1 rRNA gene is annotated in these 1873 nt (G+C 55.5%); it reads left to right on the top strand.

Annotated elements, in window-relative coordinates:
* Positions 1 to 194 precede the first annotated feature (194 nt).
* Positions 195 to 1714: ribosomal RNA gene (locus J2Y68_RS21970) — 16S ribosomal RNA — on the top strand.
* Positions 1715 to 1873 lie beyond the last annotated feature (159 nt).

Below are 1873 nucleotides of genomic sequence, written 5' to 3'. Positions count from 1 at the left end.
CTGTTGTTTGAGAACTCAATAGTGTGCCAAGTTTGTTGATACCGATTGTTTTATTGATTGGTTGAAATTATGGCTGGATCATTGCGCACCCCCGTGTGTGGTGGTCTGGTTTTCAGCTGGTTTCGAATTTTGTGCAGCCGCGTTTTGCCGTTATTTCCGGTGGGTGTGGTTGTGTCTGTTTGATTTGTTTTACTTCAACGGAGAGTTTGATCCTGGCTCAGGATGAACGCTGGCGGCGTGCTTAACACATGCAAGTCGAACGATGATCCCAGCTTGCTGGGGGATTAGTGGCGAACGGGTGAGTAACACGTGAGTAACCTGCCCTTGACTCTGGGATAAGCCTGGGAAACTGGGTCTAATACCGGATACGACCATCTGGCGCATGTCATGGTGGTGGAAAGCTTTTGTGGTTTTGGATGGACTCGCGGCCTATCAGCTTGTTGGTGGGGTAATGGCCTACCAAGGCGACGACGGGTAGCCGGCCTGAGAGGGTGACCGGCCACACTGGGACTGAGACACGGCCCAGACTCCTACGGGAGGCAGCAGTGGGGAATATTGCACAATGGGCGCAAGCCTGATGCAGCGACGCCGCGTGAGGGATGACGGCCTTCGGGTTGTAAACCTCTTTCAGTAGGGAAGAAGCGAAAGTGACGGTACCTGCAGAAGAAGCGCCGGCTAACTACGTGCCAGCAGCCGCGGTAATACGTAGGGCGCAAGCGTTATCCGGAATTATTGGGCGTAAAGAGCTCGTAGGCGGTTTGTCGCGTCTGCTGTGAAAGACCGGGGCTCAACTCCGGTTCTGCAGTGGGTACGGGCAGACTAGAGTGCAGTAGGGGAGACTGGAATTCCTGGTGTAGCGGTGAAATGCGCAGATATCAGGAGGAACACCGATGGCGAAGGCAGGTCTCTGGGCTGTAACTGACGCTGAGGAGCGAAAGCATGGGGAGCGAACAGGATTAGATACCCTGGTAGTCCATGCCGTAAACGTTGGGCACTAGGTGTGGGGGACATTCCACGTTTTCCGCGCCGTAGCTAACGCATTAAGTGCCCCGCCTGGGGAGTACGGCCGCAAGGCTAAAACTCAAAGGAATTGACGGGGGCCCGCACAAGCGGCGGAGCATGCGGATTAATTCGATGCAACGCGAAGAACCTTACCAAGGCTTGACATGAACCGGTAATACCTGGAAACAGGTGCCCCGCTTGCGGTCGGTTTACAGGTGGTGCATGGTTGTCGTCAGCTCGTGTCGTGAGATGTTGGGTTAAGTCCCGCAACGAGCGCAACCCTCGTTCTATGTTGCCAGCGGTTCGGCCGGGGACTCATAGGAGACTGCCGGGGTCAACTCGGAGGAAGGTGGGGACGACGTCAAATCATCATGCCCCTTATGTCTTGGGCTTCACGCATGCTACAATGGCCGGTACAAAGGGTTGCGATACTGTGAGGTGGAGCTAATCCCAAAAAGCCGGTCTCAGTTCGGATTGGGGTCTGCAACTCGACCCCATGAAGTCGGAGTCGCTAGTAATCGCAGATCAGCAACGCTGCGGTGAATACGTTCCCGGGCCTTGTACACACCGCCCGTCAAGTCACGAAAGTTGGTAACACCCGAAGCCGGTGGCCTAACCCTTGTGGGGGGAGCCGTCGAAGGTGGGACCGGCGATTGGGACTAAGTCGTAACAAGGTAGCCGTACCGGAAGGTGCGGCTGGATCACCTCCTTTCTAAGGAGCTGCTAGCAACTGGTTGCTGTGCCTGTATGGGTGTGGTGGTGGTTGTCAGTGTTGCCCATTGCGCAGGCGTCTGTTCTGCGGTGGGTGCTCATGGGTGGAATATCAACGAATCATTTTTTTGGCATGGCCTGTGTGGTTGTGTCCTGGTGC

This window comes from Paenarthrobacter nitroguajacolicus (assembly GCF_031455195.1).
Classification (GTDB): Bacteria; Actinomycetota; Actinomycetes; order Actinomycetales; family Micrococcaceae; genus Arthrobacter; species Arthrobacter nitroguajacolicus_D.
The sequence above is the reverse complement of the archived record's forward strand: the minus strand, read 5'-3'. Positions and strand labels throughout refer to the sequence as shown.